Origin of the sequence: Paenibacillus vini (assembly GCF_018403325.1) — a bacterium.
GTDB lineage: Bacteria > Bacillota > Bacilli > Paenibacillales > Paenibacillaceae > Fontibacillus > Fontibacillus vini.
This window is the reverse complement of sequence record NZ_BOSL01000077.1, coordinates 1-255: the sequence shown is the minus strand read 5'-3', so window position 1 is coordinate 255 and position 255 is coordinate 1. Positions and strand designations below refer to the sequence as shown.

Annotated in this window: 1 rRNA gene; it reads right to left on the bottom strand. The window is 52.5% G+C overall.

The annotated features are described in order from the left end of the window. A 16S ribosomal RNA gene (locus tag KJS57_RS26235) occupies nt 1-255 on the bottom strand; the annotation flags it as partial.

Below are 255 nucleotides of genomic sequence, written 5' to 3'. Positions count from 1 at the left end.
GGCAACTAAAGTTAAGGGTTGCGCTCGTTGCGGGACTTAACCCAACATCTCACGACACGAGCTGACGACAACCATGCACCACCTGTCTCCTCTGTCCCGAAGGAAAGGTACATCTCTGTACCGGTCAAAGGGATGTCAAGACCTGGTAAGGTTCTTCGCGTTGCTTCGAATTAAACCACATACTCCACTGCTTGTGCGGGTCCCCGTCAATTCCTTTGAGTTTCAGTCTTGCGACCGTACTCCCCAGGCGGAATG